General features: G+C 66.0%; 27 protein-coding genes and 2 tRNA genes. 8 read left to right on the top strand and 21 right to left on the bottom strand.

Annotation, left to right across the window (positions count from 1 at the left end; genetic code table 11):
- Positions 1 to 32 precede the first annotated feature (32 nt).
- The 4 genes from EV668_RS05380 to EV668_RS05365 form a co-directional block, all read right to left on the bottom strand.
- On the bottom strand, positions 33 to 1,685 hold the full coding sequence (locus EV668_RS05380) for an acetate--CoA ligase (RefSeq protein WP_133768784.1): 1,653 nt from the start codon (positions 1,683 to 1,685) through the stop codon (positions 33 to 35).
- 287 nt (positions 1,686 to 1,972) lie between these two features.
- Positions 1,973 to 2,587: a PopZ family protein gene (locus EV668_RS05375; RefSeq protein WP_133768783.1), complete on the bottom strand. Its 615-nt coding sequence runs from the start codon at positions 2,585 to 2,587 to the stop codon at positions 1,973 to 1,975.
- Between the two features lie 140 nt (positions 2,588 to 2,727).
- Complete coding sequence (locus tag EV668_RS05370) at positions 2,728 to 4,065, bottom strand: TolC family outer membrane protein (protein WP_245512864.1); 1,338 nt, start codon at positions 4,063 to 4,065, stop codon at positions 2,728 to 2,730.
- Positions 4,066 to 4,320: 255 nt separating this feature from the next.
- Positions 4,321 to 4,977, bottom strand: a complete 657-nt coding sequence (locus EV668_RS05365; protein ID WP_133768781.1) for a protein-L-isoaspartate O-methyltransferase family protein — start codon at positions 4,975 to 4,977, stop codon at positions 4,321 to 4,323.
- Positions 4,978 to 5,239: 262 nt separating this feature from the next.
- On the opposite strand from EV668_RS05365, the gene EV668_RS05360 reads away from it, so the two are divergent.
- On the top strand, positions 5,240 to 5,470 hold the full coding sequence (locus EV668_RS05360; RefSeq protein ID WP_133768780.1) for a hypothetical protein: 231 nt from the start codon (positions 5,240 to 5,242) through the stop codon (positions 5,468 to 5,470).
- Between the two features lie 104 nt (positions 5,471 to 5,574).
- Here EV668_RS05360 and EV668_RS05355 read toward each other — a convergent pair.
- A tRNA-Cys gene (locus tag EV668_RS05355) sits at positions 5,575 to 5,648 on the bottom strand.
- 272 nt (positions 5,649 to 5,920) lie between these two features.
- On the opposite strand from EV668_RS05355, the gene EV668_RS05350 reads away from it, so the two are divergent.
- Positions 5,921 to 5,995: transfer RNA gene (locus EV668_RS05350), tRNA-Asn, on the top strand.
- Positions 5,996 to 6,317: 322 nt separating this feature from the next.
- On the opposite strand, the gene EV668_RS05345 is transcribed toward EV668_RS05350, so the two are convergent.
- The 3 genes from EV668_RS05345 to EV668_RS05335 are packed head-to-tail and all read right to left on the bottom strand — an operon-like array spanning position 6,318 to position 7,272.
- Positions 6,318 to 6,707 (bottom strand): hypothetical protein, encoded by a 390-nt coding sequence (locus tag EV668_RS05345; protein ID WP_133768779.1) that lies wholly within the window; start codon positions 6,705 to 6,707, stop codon positions 6,318 to 6,320.
- Complete coding sequence (locus EV668_RS05340; protein WP_133768778.1) at positions 6,704 to 6,916, bottom strand: hypothetical protein; 213 nt, start codon at positions 6,914 to 6,916, stop codon at positions 6,704 to 6,706. The genes EV668_RS05345 and EV668_RS05340 overlap by 4 nt, the downstream gene beginning before the upstream one ends.
- Positions 6,913 to 7,272 carry a hypothetical protein gene (locus tag EV668_RS05335; protein WP_133768777.1) on the bottom strand — a complete coding sequence of 120 codons (360 nt, stop codon included), beginning with the start codon at positions 7,270 to 7,272 and terminating at the stop codon, positions 6,913 to 6,915. The genes EV668_RS05340 and EV668_RS05335 overlap by 4 nt, the downstream gene beginning before the upstream one ends.
- Positions 7,273 to 8,015: 743 nt before the next feature.
- Between EV668_RS05335 and EV668_RS05325 the strand changes: the two genes are divergently transcribed.
- From EV668_RS05325 to EV668_RS05310, 3 genes are all read left to right on the top strand, one after another.
- Complete coding sequence (locus EV668_RS05325) at positions 8,016 to 8,372, top strand: hypothetical protein (protein WP_133768776.1); 357 nt, start codon at positions 8,016 to 8,018, stop codon at positions 8,370 to 8,372.
- A 2,583-nt stretch (positions 8,373 to 10,955) separates the two neighbouring features.
- Entirely contained in the window at positions 10,956 to 11,822 is an 867-nt protein-coding gene (locus tag EV668_RS05315) for a transglutaminase family protein (RefSeq protein ID WP_133768774.1), read from the top strand.
- 94 nt (positions 11,823 to 11,916) lie between these two features.
- Complete coding sequence (locus tag EV668_RS05310; protein ID WP_133768773.1) at positions 11,917 to 12,123, top strand: hypothetical protein; 207 nt, start codon at positions 11,917 to 11,919, stop codon at positions 12,121 to 12,123.
- Between the two features lie 71 nt (positions 12,124 to 12,194).
- Here EV668_RS05310 and EV668_RS05305 read toward each other — a convergent pair whose 3' ends face one another.
- The 4 genes from EV668_RS05305 to EV668_RS05290 all read right to left on the bottom strand — a co-directional run bounded on the left by EV668_RS05305 (position 12,195) and on the right by EV668_RS05290 (position 16,257).
- The gene (locus tag EV668_RS05305) at positions 12,195 to 12,893 is read right to left on the bottom strand and encodes a hypothetical protein (RefSeq protein ID WP_133768772.1); all 699 of its coding nucleotides are present in this window, start codon (positions 12,891 to 12,893) and stop codon (positions 12,195 to 12,197) included.
- Positions 12,893 to 14,362, bottom strand: a complete 1,470-nt coding sequence (locus EV668_RS05300) for a hypothetical protein (protein ID WP_133768771.1) — start codon at positions 14,360 to 14,362, stop codon at positions 12,893 to 12,895. The genes EV668_RS05305 and EV668_RS05300 overlap by 1 nt, the downstream gene beginning before the upstream one ends.
- 209 nt (positions 14,363 to 14,571) lie before the next feature.
- Positions 14,572 to 15,684, bottom strand: a complete 1,113-nt coding sequence (locus tag EV668_RS05295; RefSeq protein WP_245513052.1) for a phage major capsid protein — start codon at positions 15,682 to 15,684, stop codon at positions 14,572 to 14,574.
- 303 nt (positions 15,685 to 15,987) lie between these two features.
- The gene (locus tag EV668_RS05290; RefSeq protein WP_133768769.1) at positions 15,988 to 16,257 is read right to left on the bottom strand and encodes a hypothetical protein; all 270 of its coding nucleotides are present in this window, start codon (positions 16,255 to 16,257) and stop codon (positions 15,988 to 15,990) included.
- A 285-nt stretch (positions 16,258 to 16,542) separates the two neighbouring features.
- On the opposite strand from EV668_RS05290, the gene EV668_RS05285 reads away from it, so the two are divergent.
- Positions 16,543 to 16,998: a hypothetical protein gene (locus EV668_RS05285; RefSeq protein ID WP_133768768.1), complete on the top strand. Its 456-nt coding sequence runs from the start codon at positions 16,543 to 16,545 to the stop codon at positions 16,996 to 16,998.
- 327 nt (positions 16,999 to 17,325) lie between these two features.
- Here EV668_RS05285 and EV668_RS05280 read toward each other — a convergent pair whose 3' ends face one another.
- On the bottom strand, positions 17,326 to 17,562 hold the full coding sequence (locus EV668_RS05280; RefSeq protein ID WP_133768767.1) for a hypothetical protein: 237 nt from the start codon (positions 17,560 to 17,562) through the stop codon (positions 17,326 to 17,328).
- Positions 17,563 to 17,649: 87 nt separating this feature from the next.
- Between EV668_RS05280 and EV668_RS05275 the strand changes: the two genes are divergently transcribed.
- Complete coding sequence (locus EV668_RS05275; RefSeq protein WP_133768766.1) at positions 17,650 to 17,952, top strand: HU family DNA-binding protein; 303 nt, start codon at positions 17,650 to 17,652, stop codon at positions 17,950 to 17,952.
- A gap of 1,015 nt (positions 17,953 to 18,967) precedes the next feature.
- Here the strand turns inward: EV668_RS05275 and EV668_RS05270 are convergent.
- The 6 genes from EV668_RS05270 to EV668_RS05245 form a co-directional block, all read right to left on the bottom strand.
- Positions 18,968 to 19,795: a hypothetical protein gene (locus tag EV668_RS05270; RefSeq protein WP_133768765.1), complete on the bottom strand. Its 828-nt coding sequence runs from the start codon at positions 19,793 to 19,795 to the stop codon at positions 18,968 to 18,970.
- Positions 19,792 to 20,097: a hypothetical protein gene (locus EV668_RS05265; RefSeq protein ID WP_133768764.1), complete on the bottom strand. Its 306-nt coding sequence runs from the start codon at positions 20,095 to 20,097 to the stop codon at positions 19,792 to 19,794. The genes EV668_RS05270 and EV668_RS05265 overlap by 4 nt, the downstream gene beginning before the upstream one ends.
- Before the next feature lie 64 nt (positions 20,098 to 20,161).
- The gene (locus tag EV668_RS05260) at positions 20,162 to 20,404 is read right to left on the bottom strand and encodes a hypothetical protein (protein ID WP_133768763.1); all 243 of its coding nucleotides are present in this window, start codon (positions 20,402 to 20,404) and stop codon (positions 20,162 to 20,164) included.
- Positions 20,404 to 20,592 (bottom strand): helix-turn-helix transcriptional regulator, encoded by a 189-nt coding sequence (locus tag EV668_RS05255; protein WP_133768762.1) that lies wholly within the window; start codon positions 20,590 to 20,592, stop codon positions 20,404 to 20,406. Before EV668_RS05255 ends, EV668_RS05260 begins: the two co-directional genes overlap by 1 nt.
- 118 nt (positions 20,593 to 20,710) lie before the next feature.
- Entirely contained in the window at positions 20,711 to 21,106 is a 396-nt protein-coding gene (locus EV668_RS05250) for a hypothetical protein (protein ID WP_133768761.1), read from the bottom strand.
- Positions 21,103 to 22,341, bottom strand: coding sequence for a tyrosine-type recombinase/integrase (locus EV668_RS05245; protein ID WP_133768760.1), 1,239 nt, complete (start codon positions 22,339 to 22,341; stop codon positions 21,103 to 21,105). The genes EV668_RS05250 and EV668_RS05245 overlap by 4 nt, the downstream gene beginning before the upstream one ends.
- Before the next feature lie 428 nt (positions 22,342 to 22,769).
- Between EV668_RS05245 and EV668_RS25015 the strand changes: the two genes are divergently transcribed.
- Positions 22,770 to 23,213, top strand: coding sequence for a hypothetical protein (locus EV668_RS25015; protein WP_208111478.1), 444 nt, complete (start codon positions 22,770 to 22,772; stop codon positions 23,211 to 23,213).
- 375 nt (positions 23,214 to 23,588) lie between these two features.
- Here EV668_RS25015 and EV668_RS05235 read toward each other — a convergent pair whose 3' ends face one another.
- Both EV668_RS05235 and EV668_RS05230 read right to left on the bottom strand, forming a co-directional pair.
- On the bottom strand, positions 23,589 to 24,074 hold the full coding sequence (locus EV668_RS05235) for an invasion associated locus B family protein (RefSeq protein ID WP_133768759.1): 486 nt from the start codon (positions 24,072 to 24,074) through the stop codon (positions 23,589 to 23,591).
- Between the two features lie 160 nt (positions 24,075 to 24,234).
- A complete protein-coding gene (locus EV668_RS05230) occupies positions 24,235 to 25,272 on the bottom strand; it encodes a 4-(cytidine 5'-diphospho)-2-C-methyl-D-erythritol kinase (RefSeq protein WP_133768758.1) in 1,038 nt (345 codons plus the stop codon).
- Between the last annotated feature and the right edge of the window lie 6 nt (positions 25,273 to 25,278).

The raw sequence follows: 25,278 nt of genomic DNA, 5'->3' as shown, positions 1-25,278 counted from the left end.
GGCGGCGGCCCTGCGGCACGCGGCTGCGGGCGTCATCCCGCAGCCTTCCCGGCGGCCTCATATTCCCTGTCGCGCAGATCGCGGCGCCGGATCTTGCCCGTGGCGGTCGTCGGCAGCGCGCTCGTGTACTCGATCGCACGGGGATACTTGTAGGGGGCGGTGACGGATTTCACGTGGTCCTGCAGCGCTTTCGTGAGAGCCGGCGAGCTCTCGAAGCCCTGGCGCAGCACGACGAACGCCTTCACGATCTCCCCGCGCTCGATATCGGGCGAGCCGACCACGGCGCAGATCTGCACCGCCTCGTGCTCCAGCAGCGCGTTCTCGACCTCGAGCGGCCCGATCCGGTAGCCGGCCGAGCTGATGACGTCGTCCGAGCGACCGCGATACCAGAGGTAGCCGTCGCCATCGCGCTCCGCGCGATCGCCGGTGAGGAACCAGCGCCCCTCCGGACCCTCGCGCAGGGAGGCCGCGAGCCGGTCGGGCTCTCCCCAATAGGCGAGCATCAGTTGCGGATGCGGGGTCAGGAGCGCGACATCGCCCTCCTGTCCGACCGCCAGACGCTCTCCGGACGGCGAGACGACGTCCAGGTCGACGCCCGGCGACGGCCGGCCCATGGAGCCGTACCGCACCTCCTCGCCGGGATAGTTCAGGGACACCATCAGGCATTCGGTGAGGCCGTAGGCTTCGTCGATCCGCACGCCCGTCGCCGCCTGCCAGCGATCGGCGATGGCGGGGCTCAGCGCCTCGCCGGAGGTGACGGTCCGGCGCAGGTGCGAAAGGTCGTAGCTGGCGATCGGCTCGTCCACGAGGCGCGACAGCTCCGTGCCCGGGGCACAGAACACGGTGACCTGCCGACGTTCGAGGAGCTTCAGGCGCTCGGTCGCCGAGAACGGGCCGTCATAGAGGACGCTGCAGGCGCCGCACGACCAGGGGCCGAACAGGATCGAGGTCCCGGCCTTGCTCCAGCCCGTATCCGCCGTGCACCACATGCGGTCGCCGGGTTTCAGATCGAGCCAGTAGATGGCCGAACCGCGCCAGGCGAAGACGGCGCGCGCGGCATGGACGATGGCCTTCGGATGCCCGGTCGAGCCGGACGTGTAGTACATGACGGCGGGATCGTCGGCCGCGACCCGCTCCGGCTCGCAGGTCGGAGAGGCTGCCGCCATCTCGTCCTCCCAGTCGAGCCAGCCCGAGGCGCCGCCGAGCGCGACCCGAACCGGCACGGCTTCGGCAACGGCGTCGAACTTGCCGACATGCTCGGCGCGGCACACCACGGCCCGCGCCTCCGCATGCTCGACGCGGTAGCCGACATCGCGGGCCGTCAGCATCTCGATGCAGGGAATCGGGACCGCCCCGATCTTCATAGCGCCGACCATGGCGATCATCCATTCGGGCCGGCGCGGCATCATGACGAGCACGCGGTCGCCCTTGGCGATGCCGTGGCTCCGCAGGACGTTGGCGAAACGATCGGTGAGAGCGGCGACGTCGGAATAGGAGAGACGCCGCTCCTCCCCGGCCTCGTTCGACCAGATCAGGGCCGGACCGTCACGCTCCCGCGCCCAGCGGTCGACGACGTCGGTTCCGAAATTGAAGGTCTCCGGCACCTCCCAGCGGAAGCCGGCGCAGAGATCCGCGTAGCTCGGCTCACCCCGATCCTCGGCCGCGGATGCAAAGACGTCCCGCATCATGTTCTCCTCGGAGCGGCTTAGGCCGCCCTCTCCTCCCCGTGCTCGTGCCCCTTGCCCAGCGCGCAGAGAGGCGCGGCAGCTTCGGCATCGGGCGTGACGGTCGGGTCCTGGCTACCCGAAACCGCTTCCGACTTCACCCCAGGATGCGCGAGCGCCGCGAAGACGGCTGACGGACAGCCCGCGTGCAGCCAGCGCCAATCGGCCCGTGCCGCCGGCACCGCTCGGAGATCATCGTCGTGATGGTGGCGGGCGACGAGTGCCGGCCGCCGGGTCGGAGGCCCGCTTCAGCGGCGGCCGCGAGCGACCCGTTCGATCTCCGCCGCGACGAGGCGTTCGACCAGAGGCGGCAGATTGTCGTCGAGCCAGGTCTTCAGCATCGGCCGCAGCATCTCGCGCACGAGGTCTTCGAGCGTGGTCGCGTTCTGGCTCAGGATCGTGTGCGAGAGGAGGTTGAAGGCCTGCCCCACGCTGTTCTTCGCCTCGGCCGACATGAGATCCTCCGCTGCGGGCGGCGGCGCAGCCTGCGGTGCTGCGGACGCCAAGGCCGGTCGCTGCGCGGCAGGCGCAGGCGACGGCTCGCTCTCTCGCGATGCCTCGGGCGGCGGAGGGACGATGACGGGCTCCGCGTCGGCGGGCCCAGCCGGGCTGGTCTCGAACTGGATGTCGGGGACCTCGATGTCCAGGCTCGCCCTCGCGGCAGGCTTGGCGTCCGGCGTCTCGGCGAGGTCGAGAACCTCGTCGTCGTCGGCCGCACCAATCCGCTCAGGGACAGCGGCACCGTTGGATTCGGTCGCGTTCATCGCCGGCCGCACCTCGTCGTCATCCGCGATGATGCGCCGAATCGAGGCGAGAATCTCCTCCATCGACGGATCGGCGGTCTTCGCAGGCGCGGCGCTCATGGCGTTCGGTCCAATTCAGCGGAACAATCCGCCCGTCTCCGATTCGCGACGGGATTCGGCATACCCCGCAGTATTGCACCGGGACTCGACCGATCAAGCGAGCCGCTCCCCGGCTCACAGCACTTTCACCCTCGGGGGGCTCAGCGGCCGTCCGGCGTCCGCAATCCCCAGGGGAGGTCGCGAACCTGATCGTAGTGAAGCTTGGCGTTGTAGAGTCGGACGTTCAGGTTGAGGCTGCGCGCGGAGAGCCGCCCGATCGACTGCGCCACGAGATAGGATGCGACGACCCGATCCCGCTGGGCGACGACGAGGTTCACCCGGGCGTTCAGCAGCTCCTGCTGCTGGTTCAGGATGTCGAGGGTCGTGCGCTGTCCGACGCGAGCCTCCTCGCGCACGCCGATCAACGCGATATTCGCCGCGTCGACCTGCGCCTGCGAGGCGCGGATGCTGGCCTTCGCCGCCTCGAGGCCGCCCCAGGCGGAGACGATCGCCGCCCTGACCTGATCGCGCGTCGCGTCGGCCTCGATCCGGCGCTGGCCGGCCGTCTCCTTGGCCTGGCGGACACGCGCATGGGTCTCGCCGCCCGTGTAGATCGGCACGTTGAGCTGAGCGACGATGGTCGCGTTGAGCGCGCGATCACCCGGGGTCTGATTGTCGTAGGCCTGAACGAGGCTGCCGGACACCCCGAGGGTCGGCGCCAGTTCACCCTCGACGATCTTGACCTGGATGTCTGCGGCATCGGCCGCGTGCAGAGCCGCGATGATGGCCGGATGCTCTTCGAGCCCAACCTGGACCGCGTTCGTCAGCGACCGCGGCACGAGGCGATCGATCGGCGCCCCCTGGGCCAGATGGCGCGGCTCGATGCCGATGATCTGCCGGTAGGTCGCGATCGAGGTCTGCAGATTCGATTCCGCGGCGCTGACCGAGGAGCGGGCGGCCGCGAGGCGGGATTCCGCCTGGGCGACGTCCGTCCGCGTGACCTCGCCGACCTGGAAGCGCGTCCGGGTCTGCGACAGCTGCTCCTCGAGCACGTCGACGTTGTTCCGCTGCAGGTCGAGGATCGCGGTGTCCCGCAGGACGTTCATGTAGGACTGGACCCCGGCGAACAGGGTGCTCGACTCCACGTCCCGCAGCCCTTCCCTGGCGCCGAGAACCTGGGTTTCGGCCTGTCGGGTCGAGTTCGTGGTCCGGAAGCCGTCGAACAGATTCTGGTTGATCTGAACGCCGACGCTGCGCGGAAACATCGTCTGCCGGTAGTTCTGGCCCGAGAGATGGCCCTGAGCCCAGCTCGTTCCGGCATTCGCCCCGACGGTGATGGTCGGGCGATAGCCCGACAACGCACGCGGAACGTTCTCGTCGACCGCTCTCACCGACGCCCGCTGGGCGCCGAGCGACGGATTGCCGACATAGGCCCGCGCGAGAGCCGAGGCGATCGTTTCCGCCTGGGCAGGCGCCGCCCCAAGGGCCGCTGCTGCCAAGCCGGCAAGAGCCACGGAAGCCCGCGCCCCCATTTTTGGTCGAAGTGCCAACACGCGATGCCTAACCTGGGGCCTTTTCAGACGCGAGCACGCCGGGTCGCTCCGGCATGCCCCACCTCAGCCCTTGTCCGTTCATGGTAGCGAACTGGTCCCGAGGCGGAAGCGCCACCGTCCGGTTTCAGCCGAGATTAACGAAGCAGTGCCGCAAAAAGGCGACACCCCCATAACGGGCTTCACCAGGCCCGCCGCCGGCGCTCAGAACGTGAAGCTCGGCGCCTTCCGGAAAGCTGCGAGCGGCGGCACCACGGCGTCGAACAGGGGCCTGAAGCCGAAGCCCCCCGCCGACCTCACGTAAAGCAAGGCGCGGCCTGCATTTTCCTCGGTCGAGAAGCACGCCAGGCGCCCCCCCTCGGCAAGCTGGTCGAGCAGCGCGGCGGGGCGCTCCTCGACCGCGCCGTTGATCAGGATGCAGTCGAAGGGAGCGTCCTCTTTCGAGCCGGCTTCCAGAGGCCCCGAGCGCACCGTGACGCCCCAATCCGAAGTGTGCTTCAACGCACCCTCGGCCAGGTCGCCTTCGCTCTCGAGCAGCGTGACTTTCCCGCCCATGGCGGAGAGGACGGCGGAGGGGTAGCCGAATCCCCCGCCGACATCGAGCACCCGGTCGCCATCCTGGACCGCCAGCGCCTGAATGAGTCGCGCGAGCAGCATCGGAGCCAGCATGACCCGCGCGTCGGGCCCGTGGCCGGAGAGCGGAACGTTCCGATCGAGGTAGGCGAGCGCCTCCCGCCCGGGAGGCACGAACCGCTCGCGCGGGACCTCAGCCATGGCCGCGAGGACAGCCCGGTCGCTCACGTCGAACGTGCGCAACTGACAATCGACCATCGTGCGGCGAGCAGTGTCGAAAGAGGACATCGCGGGCTCCGGCGTGAATGCTTTCCCGGGGGCGACGCCGTCGCGAGTTCGACGAGACCGAATCCGGCCTGCGACGACGCCGCTCCGCTCGGACAGCCCCGGTCGCCCGGCTTGTCGGAGATCGGAGGCGCGATTGCAAGGCTCGGTGGTGATGCGGAACCGGTTCGCGGTGGTGCCGTTGGGCTCGCATCGATCGTGCTCGCAGGCACGGACATCCACCCCGAGACGGCACTGCGATCGGCCGTCGAACGAGGACACCACGATGAAGAAGACCGCTCCCCTCGCCGCGGCGCTCGGCCTGTCGCTGGGTCTGCTGGCGATGCCCGCGATGGCCCAGCAATCGGCTACCGGGCAGAGCTCCGGCGGCCCCGCCCGAGATGCCAATCCGGGCGTGAGCACCATGGAACCGGGTGCCGCGCCCGCGAGGAAGATGACCAAGAAGAAGGTGAAACGCTCGGGAGCCAAGAAGAAGGCGCCGCAGCAGGCGATGTAATGTGATTCGGTGCGGCCGGGGTGGCTTCGGCTCTCCCGGCCGTCACCCTATGCCTAGCGAAGCGCTACTTGGCCGACAGGGCTCGCGAAGAGAGCGATCGTGATTGGAGGCCTCGCCCGGAATCGAACCGGGGTGCAAGGATTTGCAGTCCTCTGCGTAACCACTCCGCCACGAGGCCTCGCGCGCCGGAGCGCTGCGAGGCGGGTCATACGCGCCCAAACGCGGGGGAGCAAGCCGCTCTTGGTGTTTCTCCACGATCCGGGACAGGTCGGCGGATGCAGGACCGTATCCGTACGTAACCCTCGCGCCGACGACGACGAGCCAGAGGCGGCGAGCGGCGCCCGCACCGCGATCCGCGACCGCTATCCCCAGCCGACCGCGTCAAACACGACATTCCCGTCACATGGCTCTTGCCTCGCCCGCCTCGCTTCTGTATCCCCCGCCTCGTGATCCGCGGTAGCTCAGTGGTAGAGCAGCCGGCTGTTAACCGGCTGGTCGTAGGTTCGAATCCTACCCGCGGAGCCAGAACTTTTTCCTAACATATTGAAGTCGCTGCGATTTTGGCCCGCAGGTGCAATTCGTGCCCCTGTTTCGGCCCTATCACCGCCGAGGCATTGCCCGGCGGTTGACCCGCCGAGCGCCGAACCTCCCCTACCCTACCGCCGTTGCCCCGCGACAATCGGATATTCGGCGTTGAAGCGGCGCACCGCCTCTTCATCGAGATGATCGGCCCGGCGCCGGAGGGCCGAAGCCTTCCGAACGCGCCATGCGATTCGGTTCAGCCTCCTCCGCTCGCGCCAGCCGTCGAGACGGGCGCGAGCGAGGGCCAGGAGGGCGAGGACAAGCCTCATCGGAGCGGCACGCCGGCCGCGCTGAGGATGACGGCGGCGCGAGTCGAGGGGCGCGTGAGCTTCGTCATCGCCTCGATGTCTGGCGCCGGCGGCATCCAGTTCACGTATCCGGCGCACTCCTCCGAGCCTCGCGCGTAGGCTTCGGGCGAACACTCTCGTTTCGCCGGCCCCCAACGCAGCGCCGCCTCAAGGCTCTTGCGATAGGCGTGCTCCTTCACGGCAGCCATGTGCTCGTGAGCGAGCCACGTCAGGTAGCGTTCTTGCAGGGCGTCCGTGACGGGCACTGCCGCCGCCACCGGCCGGCCGATGAGCGTCACGCCGCCGCCGATGAGCGGCAGGCTGGCGAGGCCTCGGAGGAAGCCTCGGCGATCGTGAGGGCCGGTCATGGTGCCGCCCTCCTCGCGCCGCGCTCGTTCTGGACGATGCGCAGGATCTCCTCGGCCGAGTCGCGGATCACGCGCCCGAGCTCGTTCAGGCTGTCGTAGTCCAGTTCGTAGTCTTTCGGCAGGCAACCGAGCGCGATCAGGATCTCGCTCATGCCGACGATGTGGCTGGCGTGGTCGTCAACGCCAGGGGAGAGGAAAGGCGGCTTCATGCGCGCGCCCTCCGGACCCGACGCGTCTCGGGGATCGCCTCGCCGTAGTGCAGGATCACGCCCGGCTGCTCGGCGTTGTCGCCGGCGTCGTCCTCACGATCGTCGGATCGCCCATAGTCCCAACCGATCTGACTGGAGGCGTAGTCGACCGGAGGAGGAGCGAAGCCGGGGGCAATGCCGCGCGGCTGGCGCTCCGGAAAACCGAGACTCGGCTCGCTGTCCGCGTCGCCGTCGATGGCGTCGAGGATGTCGACGAGGCGCTGGATGAGGGCTTCGAGCTCGGGCCGGTATGCGTGCCAGGGGCGCCGGCGGGAGCGCGCTGAAGGCGCGAGTATGCTAAGGGTAGCCGTAGCCATTCCCTGAACTCCTGAGGTTCGGGTTTCGGTGAGAGCCGGGCAGGAGCACCACCTCCTTGTCCGGCTCGCTATTTTCTGTCATCAATTAACCATGACGTCAATATCTGATGACAGAAAAAAGTCGCGCGGACGGCCGCGGGTTGGCTCCACGTCAGTCGGCGTTCGGCTACCCCCTGCGGAACTCGCCGCGCTCGACGCCCACATCGCCGCTCAGCCCGATCCGAAGCCGTCACGGCCCGAGGCGATCCGGCGCGTGCTGGCGGAAAGGTTAGGGCCGCCTCGGGATGAAAGTGAGGCCGGAGGCAGGAAGCGAGCCACAAAGAGCGCGCTGGATGCTACCGAGGCTCGATCGCGTGCCGGCGGTGCTGCGGATGTCGCGATGCAGGACACGGATGCGACTGCGGACGAGAAGGTCCGCCGCCGCCGAGCGCTGACGGACGAGCCCAACCCGACGCGAGATGCTTGAGCTAAGCAAAAAGGTCTCCGGCCAACTTAATTTTCAAGCGCGCGGTATTCTAAAAAATAAATATATCACACATTGTAATCGTGAGCCTGGATCCCGATCTTTATCAAGAGAAATTTGTCTCCGGGTCTCCTGAACGATGTTTAGCGCGATCCACAGATGGATCTACAGCGGCTCTGCGGAATTTGCCTTTACGATAGTGGCCGTATTTGGCGCCACGCTGTATTTGACTTATCTCGCCATCAACTGATCGAAACCGCCTCGATACAGAGAGGAGATCATGACCTATCATGTCGCAATCTCGCAGTGGGAGACGGATGGTGGAAGCTGTCGGCTGTGCGGCCCCGAACTCTCCTCCCGGAGCGCTTCGTCGATTTACAACAACCAACACAAAGAGATCGTTTCCAAACTGGCCGACGCCCACATGCTCATGGCTAAGCTAGTGATATCTTCCGATAGAGGTCGGTGGTGGAATGAAGACGATCTCGATATTTATCGACTGGAAGAAATCGACAACAATCTCTCGATTATAATCAGCGCAATAAATTCGATTGAGAGATATACGGAAAATATTGGCGTTTCTGGAGCGTCGAAATCATCCACGAAGCGCTGGCCGTCAATGGGGAGAACGAAATGACCGAATGGATCAGTACGGAGGGCCATGTTCCATCTGAGCCGGGCTGGTATCCGACCCTGACCGACTGGCGGACGGCTTCTCTGCACCCCGGCATGCACCGGTGGCTCGGTGCAAAATGGGCTTCTTCACGCCCTGAACGGATTGAATTTTTCTCTACCGAGCCCTTCGGTACCGCGCACGGGGCCAGCAGTTGCGCTCACACCCTCGGGCCGGGGCCACCTCGGTCGTCGGCGTAGGCTAGCTCTCCTCCGAGACGCCTTCCTCGCTGAAGGAGATGATTATGCCAAGCACTGATCCGATGACCGAGCGCCCGGGAAGTGGAACGCGGTCCGAAGGGTTATCGCTGGTTTCTCGGGCGGGAGCTGGTGCTCGCCCGCGCTTATCCCACCGATGACGTAGTCCTTGCACTAAACCCGACAAAGCCCAACGCGGCCTCTTTGAGGTGGGTGGGTTCCCGCCGACCGGCTTCGACCTCATGAATCAGCATCTGCACCAGATCCAACCTATGCTCGGTACTCATCGCGAGGAGTGATGATTTCGAGTTCAGGACGACCGCCTCATATGCTGCTGTGATAGCGGCTGCGGCCTCGCTGCCAAAGCGGCGCGTAAGCTCATCCGTCCTACCCGTCGGCACCTCACGCCTCCCCGCGCGAGCACCAGAGAACGAACCGCGCCCGGCCCGGCATCCCTGAGGTCGCCGTCGAATTATGGTGCAGGATCGGACCAAAGCAAGACGATTTCGCTGTTCCCCAACTGCCGGTCGAAATGGGGCAGGTGCTCGACCGACGTCAGTCGCCTTCAATCCGCGCCGCTGCGAGGGCAGCCAGCGTCATCCGATCCTCGTTGAAGCCGTGCTCTCGTCCGGCAGCCAGGATGGCGTCGAGCATGTCCCGGCGGACCTCGCAGGATGGCACATAGTACCGGTCGTTGAGCGAGAGGATCGAGACGGCGCGATCATAGGCTACGGCCGCCCGCGTGGCATCCTCGGTGCCGATGCGCTCCGCGTACGGCTGGGGGCTGCGCCTCCTTAACGGAGATGCAGGTGTGACCGTGACGGGCAGACCTCGACGGAATTCGTGGGGTTCCAGCCCAAGCGGGGCTGCCCGTGGCCAACTTGGCCACGAGCACTGTGTTGGGCCGAAACTCACCACGCCCCGCCGTCCGCTCCCTGATGCCGGTGCCGCTGGCGTCGACGGAGCCATCTGCGATCATGCCACCGATGGTGAGCCCGTCGCCAATCGCGCGTTACTGCTGCGGTGGCGATCGTCAGGACAAAAAGGAACACGCGCTGCGCCCAATGTTACCAGCCGGGCGTAGTCAGATCTTCCGATCCCGCCGAGGCGCGCTCTTCTTCGTGGCCGCGGACAACTCGCAGCCAGCCGCTACCTCACCTTCTCGTTCCAATCGCAGCGCTTTTAGGCGAGCGCGATTTGCTTCGATGCGATCTTCCTCGCCGTGGTAATCGGCCATTGCCTGACGCGCCGAGGCCCTCTGGGCTTCCACCCGCTCTGCCTTTTCTCCGCGTGTGAGTGGTTTCATGCCTATATCGCGATCCTCCAGTAAACGGTCACAACATGCGCCATGCAACCGCTAGCTTCGCACAGGTGAGGTGTGAGCAATAGTCCACCCGCCGCTCCGACAGATCGTCCGGTGCGACAGGCAAATACATCGGCGACCACCGGCTGTGATGCCGATCGGGCGTTTCCGCGGGTTCTATTTCTTGATCGCCGAGACAATGTTTTTTGTCGACGGATTCGCTGCGATCGTCTTTTGCACCTCCTTCTTCGGCTTTTTTGCCTCCCGGTTCCCTCGTTTCTCGCCCTTGGCCATCTGGTTGAGCCCTTAACGGCCGACACTGCCGTTTGATAAAACGTATAATAGTATGGATGGCGACGCCAGAGGGACGTGCCATGGTGCAATAATGGCACTTGTCCTTTTCCAATAATCAGCGCACTGTCCATTATCGAGCTGCGGTAGGAGCAAGCCCGGATCGGGGTGAGAAACCTCGAAGAGGGGATGCTTGATGCCGACGTCACTCGAAAATACGAAACCTAAACCAAAGAATCATTTGTCTCGCGGGGGCGCAATGAAAAGCGCCGTCCTATGGACAACCGTGGGGATGGTGGTCAGCTACGCGCTGATTGTCACTGTAGTGGCATTTCTCCCTGGACCGTTCTAATCGGCCGCCAGCATGTCTGACCGTAGAGAGTTGTACCGAAGCCCGAATGGAGAGAGCTGGTTCCTCGGGCGAGAGCCGACGAACGGTCGCGCCTTCGTGATCCATCAAGCGAATGGGCCCTCCGGTGCTCGCCTTTCGCACATCGAGCTGGGCGCCTTTCTGGCCGGGGATCCGAACGGCCCCGAGCATCAAGCTGTATTGCGGTTGATCGGAACGCTCGTCGACGTGCCGCCATACGCGGATCGCTCGTCAGAATCAGATTGACGCGGCGGCTTCCCCTCAGGCCGGGGGGCAACCGGACGCGAGGCGCACGGCTGGGGATGGCCGGCCCGAACCGCGCTGTCCCAGCGGCGTTGATCGCCGGATTGACGTCCAGCAGACCTTCGACAGACTTGGGACCGCTCTTGATCAGTCTGCACATTCGCCACGCGACGACCTACCGATATCGCCATCCGGTCAGCCTTGGGCCGCACAGGCTAATGCTTCGGCCTCGGGAAACGCGCGAAGTACGGCTCCCAATCTACACTCTCACCATTCGCCCCGAGCCCGATCTCGTCTGGGCGAGTGACGTTGCGGGGAACGCCGTCGCGACAGCGACCTTCAGCGAACCGAGCGACCATCTCGTGATCGAGAGCCTCGCGCGGGTTGAGCTTTCGGCTGCTGCTTATCCGGTGTTCAGGATCGCTGCGGACGCAATCTCGTTCCCGTTTCGCTACCAGAGCGACGATTGGGCAGATCTCGGCTCGCTGACCGTCCGTCGCTACCTTGATCAGGGAGAATTGCGGGCATGGGCGCAGAGCTTCGTGTCGAGCAATCCGACCGACACCCTCTCGCTGTTGAAGGATCTCAACGCCGGTGTCGCCATGAGTGCCGTGTATTCGGCGCGAGAAAACGAAGGGACGCAATCGCCGAGCGAAACCCTCGCACTCAAGTCAGGCTCGTGCCGGGATCTCGCGACGCTATTCGTCGAAGCAGCACGAAGCCTTGGTTTCGGTGCCCGCATCGTATCCGGTTACCTCCATGATCCGACGCGCACGCTTCTCGGCTCAGCCGATTCCGGTTCAACCCATGCCTGGGCCGAGATCTATCTGTCGGGAGCCGGCTGGATCACCTTTGACCCAACCAATCGAGCCATGGGCGGAGCGAACCTGATCCCCGTTGCGGTGGCTCAGGACGTCAGACAGATCGTGCCCATCACGGGAAGCTTCGTCGGGGCTGCGAGCGCGTTTCAGTCGATGGATGTCGCTGTTTCCGTCACGGAATGCGCATAGGTCAGCCGGCGTGCGTCGAGCTGATCCCGCCGCTGGCGCATGCCGCCCGAACCGCTGTCCCATCCCGGCGTTGGCCTCGCAGGAGGTCATACGCATGGCAACGCAAGGTTACGGCAATCAGGACACGGCGCCGCCGAACGCGGCTCCGTTGCGGTCGCAGGACGAACCCGGCTGGGACGAGGTGACGGGGCGCAAGGATCCGCCTTCCCTGAAAGAGGAGAGGGACGAGGTCAACACGCCCGGCGATGGGGCCGGTCCTTCACCGACACCCGAGGACGAGGCCGATCCGGGCGTTGGCTGAGCGTCACCGCCATAGCGGCGCCGAGACGATCGCGACGAGAAGGGTGAAGGCGGCGGCAGTGAGGGCGCGGGTCATTGCAGCGTCGCTCCCTCCGGCACCGCCTCGTATTCCTGGCCCATCCGCTCGCCGATCCGATCGGGCCAGCGCTTCAAGATCTGCGTCTGGGCAAGCTCGCGGGTGATCGTGGTGACCTGGGCGAAACCGCCGATGCCGCAGATCTCCGGCCCGCCCGGCACCTGCTCACGACGGATCCTCTCCCGCTGAAGCTCGAGCAGCCGCAAGCCAACCTCGGGGAGGCTGAGGCCGGCATGGCCGAGGTGCCCATACTCCGCCTCGAGCTGGGCGATGATGTCCGGGCGTCCGGGCGCGACCGTGACGCTCCGCAGCTTCTGGACGTCGTCGAAATCGAGGCTCGACACCCGATAGACCTCGGGCTCGGGACGGTCCTTCGGCCAGCCCGCGACGTAGGCCTCGAAATCAGCACCGTGCTCGCAGATAGCGAAGGCCTCGGCGTAGATCTCGGCTGCCGTCCTCGTTGCCTTCCCGAAGCCGGCAACCAGCTCGTCGAACGTGGCGAACCTGACGGACAGGAAATGCGTCAGGAACGGCACCGCCAAGGCCGGGCCGCGAGTGACGAGTGCCGCCGAGAGATGCGGCATGAGCCCGACCTTCGGCCCGACCGAGCTGAGCGTGCCGTCGCTCCGATAGAGCGCGCCGTCGGTCCAGACGACGATCGCGTTCGAGAAGAGGAAGATGTTGGCGGCGCTCATCACCCGAACCGCTTCTGAGCGTTGGCGACGCGTCCGGGCAGTTGCCGATCAAGCCGCCGGTCGTAGTCCTCGATCGCTCGCACCACGTCCTGCGGCGTCACGCCGTTGGCCAGCGGCGGGATGTGGTAGGTCGGGGCGTAGTGGATCGGAGCCGTGTTGTTGTTCGCTGCGGACGGTGCCGGGGCTGGCGCCGTAGCCAGCATCGGCGGCATCTCGACCGGGAGAGGCGTGACGTAGCCGCCATCGGCATACGCGCCGCCGTAGTTGATCGCATCGAGCAGGCCACGGTGCTGGGACGTCGAGCGGGCATTGACGACGTATTCGCCCGCGCTCGCCCGGATGAGCAGGCTGTCGGATCGAGGACCGCCGGGCCCGCGGAGGAGGCCTCCATCGGCCATCGCTGCCGTGACCGTCTCGCCGCCTCCGCCGCCGAAGAGGCTGGCGAGGATTCCGCCGCCTCCTCCCTTTCCGCTGAAAAGCGATCCGAGCAGGTTCGTGAGCGACGAGGCGGCGGCATCGGCGCCCGCCGGCAGCTGCGCTGTCGCGTCGGCGAGGCTCGTCAGGGATTGCGAGGCCTGATCGGTCGATTGCGCGAAGCTCTTGGCAGCGCCGTCGAAGTCGATCGAACCCGCATCGGATCGCCGCTCGAGGAGCGATCGGCCGCCATGCCCACCGCCGATCTGATCCAGGTAGGATCGAGAAGTACCGAGCCGGGCGCCAAACTCTCCGCCAGCGCTATTGTAGCCCTGGAACTTCCAGGCGTTTGCCATCAGGCGGTTGGCCTCCTCCAAGCTGCCGGCGCCCTGAAGCTGCCGGATCAAGCTTGGATTCTCCCGGAGAAAGAACCGGGCTTGCGCCGAGACGGGATCGGTGTCGCCGGCCGTGAAGCTTCGCATGGCCGATAGGCGTTCGTTCCGCCACGAGAGCAGGCCTCCGGAGGTGCCAGGCGCTCCGGACTGCGACGGGTCCGACCACGACCCTCCGATATTTCGGGCCGACCATCCGCTTTCGTGCTTGCCGTAAGCGGCCAGGGTCGCAAGAGCGTAAGGGTTGGTGAGGCCGCCGGATTGAGCCGTGCTCAGGAAGCGACCCATGATGTCACCGCCGCCGCCGCCGGGCGTGCGCATCCCGTTCGCGCCGAAGCCGAAGGAGAGCAGGCCCGATCCGGCCTGTTGCGCGCCCTGGCTCTGCGCGCCGGCGAGGCCGAAGCCGAGGATGCCGCTGCCGGCTCCCTGCATTGACTGCCCGCTGGCCGGGTTCGTCCCAAGGATGCTGCCGGCGCCCCCCATCAGGCTCTGCGGCCCGGTCACGCTGTTGATGATCACCGTGGCGGCCGTGACCGTCATGGTGCTCGTCGGCAGGAGCGAGGGAAGGTCGACCTGCTTCGGGGTGCCGAAAGCTGGCGAGATGAGGTTGCCGAGCAGCCCGGCGCAGCCGCGGCCAAGCTCGGCTAGAGATCCTGCGCTCATCGCTGTCTCCGAAGGTTGCGCCCCGCCCCAGCCGCGCCGGTTCCTCCGCGGTCGCGTTGGGGCGGGTGCAGGGCGCCCGCCGCGCCTCCCCATGACGTGGGAGGCCGCGGGCTGACGGGGTTGTTCCGGACACTCGCCGTCTGGTCCGGCCGAGATGGTTCAGGTCTCGGCTTGGCCTGGCCGCCGGACAGCGGCCGGGCCGGTTCCGATCAGCTCACCGCAACCTTCAGGACGCGGAAGGCATTCGGATCGCGGACACCGCCGCCGACGCGTTTTCTCGTGTAGAACAGCACGAAGGGCTTCGCGGTGTAGGGGTCGCGCAGGACTGTCGTGCCGAGCCGATCGACGATCACATAGGCTCGCGCCCAGTTGCCGAAGGCGATCGGGTACGCGCCGGCTCCGACGTCGGGCATGCTCTCGTCGATCGCGATGGGATAGCCGGCGAGCGTGCTCGGCTGGCCCAGGATCATGGAGGGCTGCCACAGGTAGTTCCCCTGCCCGTCCTTCAGCTTGCGCATGGCCCCGGCGGTCGCCGAGTTCATCAGGAAGGTCGCTCCCTGCCGATACGGCGCCTTCAGGGCGTAGATCAGCGTCAGGATGCCGTCGCCGGTGATCTGCGAAGCATGCCCGCTGACCGTTACGCCCGGCTCGCCGCCGGGATGCAGAGTCGTGCCACTCCCGACGTAGGTCAGGAGACCCTGCGGCTTGTTCACGCCGTCACCGGAAAGGAACGCGATCGACTCCTGCGCCGCGAAGACGAGCGAGACCTCGTCGGACAACCACTTCCCGAAGTCGAAGTCGGCGTCCTCGAGGAGCTGCTGCGACACGGCCGGGTTGGCGTAAAGCTCACCGCTCTTGAACTGCAGCGAGGCCAGCGACGGCGTCGTGGTCTGCGGTCGCGCGGCCGTCTCGCCGACCCATCCCGAGCCCCACTCGCCGTTGCTCCACACCGTCGAGAAGCCCGGCCCGCCGGTCGTGACGACGGTTGCGAGCTGCCGGAGCGGACTCTCTACGCGGAGCGCCTGAACGATCTGGCGGTCCCATTCGATCGGCGTCACGTACCCGCCATCGCCGGGCGACCCGGACGTCATCGCGGCGCGGATCTGCTGCCGATGCCCTTCGCGGTTCGCCTGCGCGAAGTTGTCGGCGATATGGCCGCGGCGGACGTAGTCGAGCGCACCCTCGGTGTACGCGGCATCGATCCCGGCATCTCGGGAGGCGATGGCACCGGAGCCGCCAGCACGAAGGGCACCGGTCAGCTTGGCCTGATCGTCAACGGCTGCCTCGACGCCGCGAAGGCGCTGTTCGAACTCGCCGCGCATGTGATCCGCCGCGGCCTTTATTTGGGCGATCATTTGGCGCGGGTCGTTCTCCGCGCGGACGGTGCCGAGAACGGCGGAAGGGATCGGACGGATTCCGGGGATGGAAGAAAGCGAGCGCATGGGCGCACCTCGATCGTCGAGTGATGGAAGGATCATCGAAGGCGGCTTCTGCTCACCCTCGCTCTGTCCACCCTCGCAGCGCCCGGCGTGCGGGGGACGAGGCAGCGCCCGGCGTGCCTCGTTGACCTGAGAAGGGACATAAGATGAACCGATCGGTGCGTCAACACCGATAGGCCGCGCCTATCAATTGGCGGGCCCGCTGCTACGCCGCTCGGCGCCATCGACCTGATCGGCCATCCCCCGAAGCTGCGCAGCGACCATCTCGGCAGGCTCGGCGGCGAGCAGTTGCTCGACCCCGACAGCGAGCAGCGAGGATCCGATCTCGACCGCGCCGATCCCTCGCTCCGATAGCTGCGCCGCGCCGCCCCGCCAGCTCTGAGCGAGCCGCTTCGCCACATCCGCGGCACTCGGGCCGGCGCCATCGCCCTGATGCGAATTGCGTTCACTTTCCATGCCGAAGCCCTCCTGAAACCGATGAAAACCGCCCATGTCGCAAGGCGTAATCGTTCACATTCTTCATGCCGTTCAGACGTTTAGGTGGTGACGTCTGGGCGCTACATGATGCGCGCCGGCGGATGAGTGAGTTTTTGTACAAAAACTCACTCCTTCGAGATTTCGGGCCGGCCGGAAAAAATTGTGCGCGTGGCCCCCGATGCGGTCGCCAGCCCCCAAGGGGTCCGGACTTTTGCTCCCCCCCTCCCGCCTCGCTACGATGGAGACCCTGACTCCAAGGTGCCCATGCGCGCGCTCATCTTCGCCGTTCTCGCCGCCTGCTCGGCTCTCTGCTGCGTCGCCGATCCAGTCGTGGCGCAAGGTGCCGAGGTCGTCACGATCTGCGAGGCGCCACAGGGCAGGAGCGCGATCCTCCACGGACAGAGATATCGGTGGGTGGACGACGGGCTGAGCGGAGGTCGTATTACGATCCTTCGGAATGCCGGAGGCGAATACGACCTGACCATCCGGGGCTTGGCCGGCGAGTTCAGCGCTCGATCCGACGGTGCATCTGTGACGCGTGTACAAGGCGGAACCGATACCGACTTCAGCCTCGTCGCGACCTACCCGCTGCAGACGGTGGAGGTGTATCAGGTTGAGCTCGACGCTCAGGGACGGGGCTCCCTGATGTGGACGACATCGAAGACCATTCCGGCGCGACGAGCATCCGTGTTCTTCGCTGAATGCAGGCGGGAGCCGTAGGACGGTCCCTTCCCGTCTGCCTGAAGCTGCCGGCGCGCTCATTGCGGCCTCACCGGCCCATCGTGAGAGGCAGCGAGGAAGCCTCGCTCGGCGTCCATGCCAGCCTGCCATCCGGCTCGAGCTGCAGAGAGCCAGGCCGCAACCTCGGGCTCACACATCCCAGCCTGACGACGATGCTCGGCGGCTTGGCGGAGGGCCCGCTCGGTTCGGTCGTTGATCGCAACCAGCCTCTCGCCGACATCCGAGGCGCCAGGCGGAATGGTGCGGATCGCCTCGGCTGTCATGGCCGCGATCTCACGGCCGAACTGACGGAGATCGTCGTCGGGCTCAGGCAGCAAGGCGCGCCTCCTCCTGGCTTTCGACGAGACGGCCCAGGTCCGCGGCGATGTCCTCGGGCACCCCGACGGTCAGCGCGTAGTGGATCACCCCCAGCGGAGTGGCCCGGACACCTCGATCGGCGAGATCTAGCAGGATCGCGGAGAGGAGATGCTCGGCTAGCGCAGTGCATCCGCGCGGGAGGATCGCGGCGATGATTGGCTCGGCAGGCTCGCTAACCGTCGGCATCGGTCGCCTCAGATTTATATAATGAAACGTGATTGATAATGTCTAGTCCATGCACGATAGTTATAGATCGATGGAGGGCGATGCGCAATGGCCGACAGCCGAATCGTGGCAGCGATGGCGAAGCGCACCTGCCGGCCGCGGACCGAGGCGGGGCGCATGTTGGATGCGCTGCTCGATGAGATCCGGGAGCGCCTTCGTCAGGACGGCGAGGTTGCGATTGATGGTTTCGGGCGGTTCCGGATCGCCAGCACGGGCCGGAGGGTCGCACGCAACTTCGCAACAGGGGAAACGATCCAGACCGAGGGGCGGCGAACCATCCGCTTCGATGCCTATGGATCGGCGATGACCGGGCGCCGGTCGCGCTGGCACCTACCGCCGGGCGAACTCTGACGCCCGTCCGGGTTTCATGCACCGGCTGCCGAGTATCGACATAAATATCTCACTTGTATTATCAAGCGTTATTACTTATTAATCAATTATCGAGCCTGGCATTGGCAGGTCCGAAGTGAGATTTTCGTCTCACGGAAAGGACAAAACGATGCCCGTGTCGCTTGAGCCTGCGATTGCTCGTCAGCCAAAAATCTTCTTTCGGCGGAATCTGATGAGGAGTCCTGCCCTCTTCGGAGCGTCGGTAATGATCGTCAGCTATGTGCTGATCTTCGCGCTTGTCGCGTTTCTGCCCGGCCCGTTCTAGCCCCTAGTCTATGGAGTGGCGAAGACAGCGACCTGACGAGAGGAATTGCTGTGATAATATCAGGCAGAAGACCGCCGACGCCGTTAAAGCGGCCACCTACGCCGTTGTCGTCGATAGTCTATTATCTGCTGATTGGAATATCGGCATTCATTGTCTGTCTCGGTATATTTCATATGATGCTGACATTGTCAGGCACTCCGTGATGCTCGTCTGTCGGACGCGATGAGGCACTACTATGGACGCCATCCCGTCCGAGCAGACCGTGCAAGACGCGCGAAGCGCCGCCCGGCTTTCGCTTAGTCAGCAACCCCTCATCCAACTATCGTACTCCCTCACGCGCTGCGGCATGTACGTCGTAACAAGCCCCGAGGCCGACTGGCTCATGGTTACGGGATATACTCAGACCGCCGCACGGATGACCGCGATGGTGGCGTTTCAGAGAGTTTCGATTTGGTGCGGGGTCGGCGTTCGGCTGCCTCCGGCCGATTGATCATATTGGCTCGCGCCGCCTCTGCCGCGATACCCGAGCCGCGACTGTGAGCAGATCGCGAATGACCTGGACCCCTCTCCGCATCGCTCTCTCCCTCGCGTTGCTCACGCTGGTCGGCGTATGGGTCTTGTTGCTGTTCACGATGGCGCAGTGACCGTTCACCGTCAGCAGGGGCCGCCACGCGGAAGCGAGCGGCCCCGTGTAACGCTAGACATCGAGCCTCACGCCGCGCCCCGTCCCTCGATCGCAGCGACCTCGCCCGCCGTCAGGCCATAAGCCTTCACGCGCTCCCGCCGGAATGACGCATCGCCCGTCTTCTCGAGCCGATCAGATCCTCGCACCCAACTGCCGCCGCCCAGCCGCATCAGAAGCGCCATGTCATCCCCAGCAGGGATCACGATCGGACCTGATGGAGAGGGTCGCGCGTGCGCGCGCGTATAAGCTGACCTTCCTATCGCCGAGCCATCTTTTCTTCGTGCAGGTGTATCAAGGTGTATGGGTGGAGCAGCGACGACACTGGACGTCGTCTCCGGGCCACACTGAGGGATATCGCAATGTCGTCTCTCGACGACACTGTCATCTTGCTCACAGTGTAGTTTGTCGACGACATTGATGGGCTCGCAATGTGGAGCAGAGGCGACATTGCGAGCCCCGTCACTATGTGGCCTGCGGACGACATTGCGACGATCGCGACGGATCTCGCGCTCGTCCAGAAGGCGATTTTCGATCCCATTCACGTTGTCGTCCAGGATCGTGTAGATAGTCCCTCTGCCGTAGCGGCCCGGCCGGTACCGCCACCATCCAAGCTCTGCCAGCTGCTTGCGCGCGTCGTGGAGCGCCGACCGGGTCACTCCGAGGTCGTCCGACAGGGTCTCGTCGGATACGATCGCCTCGCGCGTCACCGCGTTCATGTACTTCACGACGCGGTACAAGACGCGGAACGGGCCGGACTTGAGCCGAGTGTCGGCGCTGGCCGCATTGAGCACGTCGAGCTTCCAAGACGTAAAGCTGCGCAGCTCGTCTGAAGATGGTTCGACAGCGATGCTCATGGCTTCGGACCCTCCAGGGCGCGGCGGACGGTCGGAGCGTTCACGCCGTCCTCGAGCGCGCGCCACCACGCCTCCTCTCGGTTCGTCGACCAGATCGAATAGGCGCGCATCAGGACCCCGTTCGGGGTGCCAGGGAAGCGCTCTCGCGCAGTCTGAATGGCCGAGAGGCCCGTCTCGCCGGAGCGGGCCATCACGGCGACGATCTGCGCGAGGACTTGCTGCTGCAGCTCCTCGCGGGAGATGACAGCGGTCCGAGGTTCCGTCTCGTCGCGCGGCGGCTTCCAGTCGAAGAGGTCGGTCACCCCGCGATCGCCTTCGTTTCGAGGATGGTTGCCCGGACCTGCTGGCGCGTCAGGGAGCGGCTCGTCATGGCGAACCCTCGACGATCGGGTACCGGCGCCCGTCGGCCAGTTCGCGGGCATCGAGCATCGCCTCCGCGAGATCCGGCCGAAGGCTCATGCAGATGCGGCTGCCGTCACCGAGCACGTATTCGACGCCGTAGACCGGTATCCGCTGCTCTTTGGCGATGCCGCCCCAGACCTCGACGTGGTCGATATCGTTGGGACCAACGGCGCGCTGACGCCGGGAGTGATCGGAGCGGGCGGCCATCACGCGGCCACCGATGCAGTGCGAGATGCGATCCAGGCCGCGATGTCGCTCTCGCGCCATCCAACCGCGTTGGCGCTGATCTGGATCGCAGGCGGGAAGCGGCCGGCTCGCTGTTCGCGCCACACTGACGTGCGGCTTAATCCGGTCCTGGCCTTGACCTCGGGCCACCGGAGGATTCGGTCTTGCATCGTGTCGCTCCTGATTGCGGGCGACACTCATCTATTACGAGATGTTCCTCCTTTGTTCGGACATCTGGTGGTCACATATGTCCGACCGACAGACATCTGATCATCACTTTTTGTCCGATCATTCCCTCAGCAGCCTTTCGACCTGCTTCGCAGCGGAGGTTAGGTTCGCTGCATCAATCATGCAGTCTCGGGCCGTCACGATGCATGCTGACGTCTGTTCGTATTCCTTCATATGGTTGAGCAGAACGCTGCGAGCGATTGCATCCGAAACGGCCCTCTTCGGGCCGAGCCGGCGAAAGCCCCCATCGGCCTTGATGAGGCGGAGTTCGCCCAGCGCGATCAAGGCGGCGCTGAAGCGATCGTCGCCAGTGCCCTCGTGGAGAAGCTTGAGTTCTTCAATGAGCTTCGATGCCGTGACAACGTGACGGCGGGCATCGCGAACCGCATTCGTCGACTTCCAATCGCGTTCGATGGCGGCTCGTTCGTTCGGGGTCAGACGACGTTTCCCGGTCATCGCCGAGCCTCCGACAGCGACACGACCTTGCCGGCCTTCTTGCCGTTGATGAATTCGCCCCACGCCCGCATCAGCGACCGGCGCTTCTCTAGAGCCGTCGCGCGGCGGTAGGCCGCCTCGGTCGCGTCCCGGATAGAGTGAGCGAGCGCGGCCTCGACGACGTCGCGAGGAAATCCGGTCTCGTCGCCCGCCCAATCACGGAAGCTCGACCGGAAGCCGTGGACCGTCGCGTCATCCCCGCCGGCTCGGCGCAGCGCCATCGTGAGCGCCATGGATGAGAGCGGCTTCTCGGCTGCCCGATTCGCCTTCGTCGGGCGCCCCGGCCGAGCCCCGCGGAAAACGAGTCCCGTGGGCTCCTCCTCATCAGGTCGAACCTGATCGAGGATCTCGATCGCCCGCGGTGCGAGCGGGACAACGTGGTCGCGCTTCGCCTTCATCCTCGCAGCGGGAACGCGCCACAGCTTGTCGGCGAGGTCGATCTCCTCCCACCTGGCGCCCATGATCTCCCCCGAGCGCGCGGCCGTGAGGATCGCGAGCTCGAGCGCGAGGCAGGACGTGTTACCGACCTCACGGAGGGCACGCACGAAGCCGGGCACGTCGCGGTAGGGCATCGCTGCGTGATGCCCGCGGCTGAGCTTCTGAGCGGCGGGGAGGAGCGCGGCGAGGTTCGCTTTCCACGTCGCCGGGTTTTCTCCTGATCGCTGCCCTCGGACCTTGCACGCGTCCAGCACAGCCTCGATCCGGGTTCGGACACGGCGCGCCGTCTCCGGCTTCTCGATCCAGATCGGCTTGAGCACGCCGAGGATGTCCTCGACGCCGATGTCGGCGACCGACTTGTCCCTGATCGGCTTGCCGTACTCTGTCAGCGTCCAGCGCCAGCCGGCCACTGTCCGCTCGCTCCACGCCGCCTCTCGCGCGGCGATGAACTCGTCGGCAGCCTTGCCGAAGGTAACGACATCGGGCGCGACCGTAGCTCGCTCCGCAATCGGGTTGCGGCCGTCGACGAGATGGGCCCTCGCCTCTGCAGCCCTCTCCCTGGCCTTGGCGAGGCTAACCTCACGCGCCGAGCCAAGCCCCATCTCCCGGATCTTCCCTCCGAAGCGGAACATGAAGACCCAGCGCCGGCCACCGTTAGGGCTGACCGACAGATAGAGGTTGCCGCCGTCGGCATACCGGCCGGCTTCGACGACCGTCTGAACGAAGCGCGCAGAGAGACGATTCAGGGTCCGCGACATCGGGATTAAACTCCCCTGCCCTATCACGTGCCCTATCACTGACGTGCTATCGGGCGAAAATCAATGAAACAGCCTGACACCGAAATGCAAGCCATATCGCTGATTCAAAAGCTGAAATCGGACAGCGTGAAAAACGGTGAAATGCCCCGAAAGGATAGGTTTAATCCTACCCGCGGAGCCAAGGACATCCCCTCATCATCGGTCAGATCGAGCACGCGGCGGATTGGATTCGCCGTGGGCGCATTTTTTTGCGTGCCGACCGATTCGAATCGTCGCTTGATTTAAGGCGAAGCTAAGGCGGGTGTGCTATTTCGAGATTCGGCGGCGCGCAGATGAGCGCGAGCCCTCCGGCTGCGGCATAAGGCCGTGGAGGTCGGAACCTTTCAGGCGGCTCGTCACGACGTCTCGCCGCTAACGGACGGAACACGATGAAACTGAACGCGCTCATGGCCGGCCTCGTCGGGGCCTTGATTCTCACCGCCTCGCCTAGCATCGCCGAAGCCGCAGGTCCCCGCCAGGTTCTGCCGCCCGACATCACCGACCTGCTGGACAAGCGTCCGCCGGAATACGCCATGACCCCGGCCAAGCGCCGTCGGCTCCAGATGATCGATCAGGCGATGCGGGCCGGTCGCGGCTATCCGGCCTACGGCCCCCGGCCCGGCTACGGCCCCCGGCCCGGCTATGGGCCCCGTCCGGGATACGCCCCGCAGCCCGCTTATGGCCCCCGGCCCGGCTACGGCCCGCGGCCCGGCTACGGCCCGCGGCCCGGCTACGGCCAGCAGCCCGGCTACGGCCAACGTCCCGGTTATGGCCAACGTCCCGGTTATGGTCCTCGGCCCGGCTACGGCTACGGCGGCTACGGTCGGCCGTAACGGTATCGTGCAGGCGCCCGCCCCGGCCTGATCGTCGGCGCGGGTGCTGCAATGCAAGTCGAACCGGGGCTCGCGGCGCGCAGCAGCGCGTCCGATCACGTCAAAACGAAGCCTGCCGTCATCCGACGGCCGGTTTCCCGTGCCGCGTCCGATCCTGCAGTGGAAGCCGGGCCGGCCTTCGGCGCGGTCGCACCCACCTTGCCGTCACCCCATGGGGCGGCGGCAAGGTCGGAGCGGAGTGGGCGCGTCCAGCGAAAGCAGCGCTGCACCAGCCTACGCTAAGTTAGTGTGCGAGCATGCTGCTGTCGGAAAACCGATTTCCGCTTTCCGGAGCATGCGCTAGCGGCAAGCGGATGCCGGTTCCCGCTGACGTCGTCAGGGGCACGACGACATGAGGCGCGTCGAAGCCGCCGTGACGCCCTGGAGCGAGAACACGTAGCTCGTGTCGGTGCCCCTCGCGGAGACCGCGGCGATCGTCATGTCGGCGCCGCGCTTCATCGTCGCGAGCAGTTCCGCTTCGCGCTCGGGCTTCAGCAGCCACGCCGAGCGATCGCTCGTCGCCAGCCTGAAAGCGGTGTCGCCGATCTCGACCTGGACGACCGAACCCTTCTTGAAGGGATAGGCGGCCTGGAAGCTCGCCTCGGTGCCGGTCGAGCCCGTGCGCTTCTGCACGAAGAAATGGATGTCGCCGTGATCGACGTTGGTCGGTCTTTTGCTGGTCGGCTGACCGTACAGATAGCAGAACTCCTGTTTCCCCTTCTTGTAGGTCAGGACGGACCACTTCTCGAAGTTGCCCACGGTCTGCGCGACATTCGCCGTCGCCACCGTCGGGAACATGATCACCGCTGCCAGAGCTGCCATCGCGCGAGGCTGCATCCCGTCTCCTTTCGCTGCGTTTTGGTAAACCGAGCCCGAAGATAATCGCATCAAGTTGCGATGATCCTACCGGGTCGGCCGGGCAACGCGCGTTTCGGCAGGGGCATATTGGCGCAACCCGCGGCGAGGTTCGGCACCGCGAGCCTCAGCGCAGCAGGGTCGGCTTCACCCACCATCTCGGTTGCTCCGCCCTGACGGCGCTCGCCGCGCGGGCCGCCGCATGGCAATCGTCGAAGAGCCCGAACACGGTCGCACCGGATCCGGACATCCGTGCGAGACGGCAGCCATCGGCGCCGCGGAGACGGTCGAGCGCCACCCCGATGACGGGCGCGAGGGCGAGAGCCGGCGCCTCGAGGTCGTTGGAGAGCGACCGAATCGTCGCGAGGATGGCGTCGGTCGTCGGCCCCTGGTCGTGCCGCACCCGGCGCGGCTCCCGTTCCGGCATCGCGTCTCCGGGCGCGAGCCCAAGCCGCTGGAAGACGGCACCTGTCGGCACCGCGACGCCCGGGTTGATGAGCAGCGCCGCGAGCGGCAGGAGGCTCAAGGCCGATCCGACCTCCTCGCCCGCCCCTCGCATCATGCGGGCGCGGGGATCGAGGCAGACCGGCACGTCCGCGCCCGTCTCCCGCGCCGCCTCGATCACGGCCGGATGATCGGCGGGGAGGCCGTTGAGGCGCGCGAGAAGCCGAAGGGCGCCCGCGGCGTCCGACGAGCCGCCGCCGATTCCGGCCGCCGCGGGCAGGCGCTTCGTCAGATGGAAGGTGCCGAGCTTCAGCCCCGGCAGCCGTCCGGCGAGCCCGCGCGCTGCCTTGAGGACGAGGTTGTCCCCCGTCGGGCCTGCCGCGCCGGCCGTCGGGCCCTCGACGGTCAGCCCGAGGTCGGGGCCCGGCCGGAGTTCCAGCAGATCGGCGGCACCGGCGAAGGCGACGAGGCTCTCGAGCTCGTGGTAGCCATCCGCCCTGCGCCCGAGGACCTGAAGGGTGAGGTTCACCTTGGCCGGCGCGCGGGTGCGCAAACAGCCTTGGTCCGAGATGCCGACCTCGCCGAGGTCGAATCGGGGTTTTGCCAGGAAACGGGCCCGGAGGGGTGCCGGCAGCCCATCCCCCCTGCCCCGCCCCGTCTCCCGGCGAGACAGCAGGTCCGCGGCATCGTCCGAAGGACGCCCGTCGACGAATCCGGTCATGGGGGC

The organism is Enterovirga rhinocerotis (assembly GCF_004363955.1).
Taxonomy (GTDB): Bacteria; Pseudomonadota; Alphaproteobacteria; order Rhizobiales; family Beijerinckiaceae; genus Enterovirga; species Enterovirga rhinocerotis.
The sequence above is the reverse complement of the archived record's forward strand: the minus strand, read 5'-3'. Positions and strand labels throughout refer to the sequence as shown.